Source organism: Candidatus Hydrogenedens sp. (genome assembly GCA_035361075.1).
GTDB lineage: Bacteria > Hydrogenedentota > Hydrogenedentia > Hydrogenedentales > Hydrogenedentaceae > Hydrogenedens.
In genome coordinates, this window is record DAOSBX010000069.1 from 1,029 (window position 1) to 5,143 (window position 4,115).

Below are 4,115 nucleotides of genomic sequence, written 5' to 3' on the forward strand. Positions count from 1 at the left end.
GAGGGCGAAGGAATAGTAGAAGGTGAGGTGCCTGTAGAAATGCCTAATGTGATAGGTATGAATGTATATGACACGAAGATCTTATTAGAGAATACACTACCAAATTTTTATATTTATATAAATTATGAATGTGATGAAACAACACCTACGTGGGAAGTGAAAAACCAATGGCCAGCTGGAGGAGAGATGTATTACAGCAACGAAACGATATATTTGACAGTATCAGCAGGTGCATGTTTAGATATGATGTACGTACCGAATGTAGTTGGTATGAGAGAGTATGAAGCATTGAATTACATATGGTTTAATGGATTGAATGTATACCTATACTATTTATGTTCGGACGAAGTTCCTTACGATAAGGTAATTCAGCAGGAACCAGTAGGAAACAGTTATTTGCAAATAGGAGACACAGTTAAGATAGGTATCTCAATTGGTAGCCAATGTGTTGTAGTTCCTAATATAGTTGGAAAGGACAAGAGGGATGCTATAAATGAATTGCAATCACTTAATTTATCAATAGATGTTGATAATATTATATATGAGTGTTCAGACTACCCTGCAAACCAAGTAATTTATCAAAGTGTTGAGCCTGGCGAAAATGTTCCTTTTGACACATATATTTACATAAAGGTTTCTTCAGGACCTTGTGAGACAATAGGAATAGATAGCATTGAAAAACTTCAAAAGATAGGAAATGACCCTGCATATCCAATAAACGGGAATTATGTTTTAACATCAGATATAGATGCTACTGACACAGTTAATTGGAATGAAGGGAGAGGTTTCAAACCTATTGGCAATGTTGATAATCCATTTACAGGAACATTTGATGGGCAGTATCATGTTATTCATGGTTTATATATCGACACATCACAATCATATAATTATGCGGGACTGTTTGCTGTTATAGGTGAAGGTGGTATTGCCGAAAATTTGATTTTAGTGGAAGCCTTTGTTAGAGGATATTACTCTATAGGTGCTATTGCAGGCGAATTATGGACAGGAGGTAAAATTCGCAGGTGTGCAAGTGTCTATTCATACGTAGAATCAACCGATGCTATGGATTGGATAGGTGGGTTAGTCGGAGGTAGTGGTGGAATCATCAATGAATGCTATTCTTCTTCTATGGTAATAAGTTATGACGCTGAATGGGGCACAGGAGGTTTGGTTGGATATAACGTAGGTGAAGTTGAAAATAGCTGGACTGATTTTCTTGTGTCAGGGACTTACTATGTTGGCGGACTTATAGGAAAACAAATAGATGGAAAAGTAGAAAACTGTTGGAGTAATGCAAGTGTCTGGGGTGAATTGTTTTCTGGTGCTTTAATAGGTTATAAAGAGGCTGGGGATGTTATCTCATGTTATTATATAGATAATACAGGGACGCGCTTTTCTGATGGTGGAACAGGAATTACAGAGGAACAACTTTATCAGCAATCAACATTTGTAGGTTGGGATTTTGACAATGTTTGGATAATGAACCCATATCCTGACTTGCGTTGGAAACAATCTGTTCAGGGTGAAGGCGAAGGGACTGCAGAAGGTGAAGGTGAAGTTTTAGTATCCATTCCCAATGTGGTTGGTCAATCAGAAGACCAAGCGAAGACTACTCTACAAAATCAAGGGCTATCAAATATACAGATTGTTTATCAATGCAATAATGCTGTTGCCAAAGGAAATGTCATTAGCCAGATACCCAACGCAGACACACAAGTTACATCCCAGGCATTCATCCAATTAACAGTTTCTAATGGTCCGTGCGTTAGCACCGGTGTAATAGTTCCGGATGTGGTGGGAAGAACCGAACAACAGGCCACAGAGGTAATACAGACAGCGGAGTTAACTCTAAAAGTAGAACGTGAATATGATAATTATATTCCAGAGGGAAGTGTGATTCGTCAATCACCTGTGGCTGGTAGTGGTGTAAATAAAGGTTCAGAAGTTACAATATGGGTATCAAAGGGCCCAAGTTCCGAAGTGACTTACGTGACAGTTCCAAACGTAATAGGACAGGATGTCAATTCTGCAATAACCCAACTTCAATCAGCAGGCTTAAAGGAGCAAAGGACATTACAATATAGTGATACAGTTCCACAGAACACCGTAATGGGACAATCACCTGTAGGGGGGAGTAGTGTTTTGAGTGGAACTACTGTCGAAATACTTGTGAGTGCAGGTCCTGATCCTGCAGGTTCAAAATTATCACAGCCTCGCGGTTTACAGGCATTTCCTGGCGTAGACCATGTATATCTTGTTTGGGAAGCAAACACAGAATGGGATTTGACAGGGTATCGTTTAGAACGTAGCGATAATAAGAATGGGCCATGGACAGCAGTCGCTAATGGGATAACAACAACAAATTATAAAGATAACACTGTAGATACGACCCGAGCATGGTATTACCGTTTGATAGCCCTTGGGACAGGTGGGAAAGAAAGTGCCCCGTCCGAGGTAGTTAAAGCGGAACCAGGTAAGTTAGTAGTATGGATACCGGAAATCGATTGGCTATTAGAAGACCCCAATGAGGAGATTCGTGTTCCAGTGAATATCAGCAGTGCACGAGGTTTAGAACCTTATACAATTGACATTAAAATCATTTATGATAACAACGCTTTAGAATTGATAAAAGTAGTTAGTACCGTGGTCAGCCGAAACTTAGAAGTGTTAGTAAACAAACGGGAAAACAGTAATACAATAGAATTCCATGCAGGTCCGAGACAGGATAATGAACAAAAAGTTCTATACGGTGAAGGCCGTCTCTTTGATATAGTCTTCAAATCAAAACTAAATATAGCCCAGGGAGAATGTGCAAAGACGGTTGATTTGAAGATTGACAAAGCCATAATAAAAGATTCAGAATTGAAATTGATACCGATAGAACGTAAAGATGGCAAAATATCTATTTTGGAAACAAATCCAGATGAACAATGTATCACAGAACATTGCCTATTTGGAGATATTGACCCCGACGGATATGTTGGCATGGCAGATGCAGTATTGTTATTAAGAAAAATTGTTAGAAAATCTTCCATATCAAATTTAGATTGTGACTTACGAAGGGGTGATTTTAATGGAGACGGCCTTTTAGACTGTGCTGATGCCTCACTACTCTTAAGACGTCTATCTGGACTCCCAATTAATCCATCAGAAATGGGTGGTGGTAAAGCAAAAGCATTATTAGCCACTGATACACAACGGACAGTAAAGGTAATAGGCACAAATAAACCGGATGAAAACGGTGAATATAAAGTAGGAATAGAACTGGATTCGTTAGTAGGATTTGCAGGAATGGATATGATATTAACCTTTGACGCTGGAATTTCTTTCTCAAGTTTGAAGTTGGAGGATGTTATCAGTGAAGCCCAAGGTTACAAGAAAGAGACAGAAATAGGTGATGGTTATCTGAAAGTATCCATAAGTGGTCAAAAAGAGGTGCAAACAAAGAGTAGTGATAGAATAATACAAATTTCTTTCAAATCAACATTACCTCCAACAGAGTCCAAAGATATAAAACTTCAAATACGTGATGTTAAAATAAAGGGTCAATTTGGAGATGATTTAAGTTGGTACGGTGACATAAAGACAGAAGATGGATTGATAAAAATTGTAGGCGTAACACCACAAGAAGGAGAGGGACCAAAGGAAGGACAAGAAGAAGGAGCGGTTGAAGGACAAAAAGAAGGAACCTCCGAAGGAGCCAAAGAAGGTATAACAGAAGGACAAAAAGAAGGAACCTCCGAAGGAGCCAAAGAAGGTATAACAGAAGGACAAAAAGAAGGAACCTCCGAAGGAGCCAAAGAAGGGTCTACTCAACAAGGTACCAATGAAGGGTCTACAGAAGGAACTACTACCAATCAACCACAAGACCAATCTCAAAGTGGTGGTTGTGGATGTGGAAAGAGTTTAGACAGAAATGCTTGGTGGAAATACCTACTTGATTTTATATTCATTGGCATTCTAACTATTTTTGTCAGTGGTATGAAAAAACAAAGAAAAAGTGGGTAAATCAAATTTTTAGTATAGCCAAGTCTTGTGTGACTTCCCTCAGATATTATAATATGTATCTGAGGGAAGCGTTTAAAATGCACAACATCTAAATTTTGAATATTTTT

At 38.6% G+C, this 4,115-nt stretch carries 1 protein-coding gene; it reads left to right on the plus strand.

Features of this window, described 5'->3' with window-relative positions:
- Window positions 1-4,008 (plus strand): PASTA domain-containing protein (locus tag PLJ10_13255; GenBank protein HOK10613.1); only part of this gene is annotated, 4,008 nt, incomplete at its 5' end.
- Window positions 4,009-4,115: the final 107 nt, after the last annotated feature.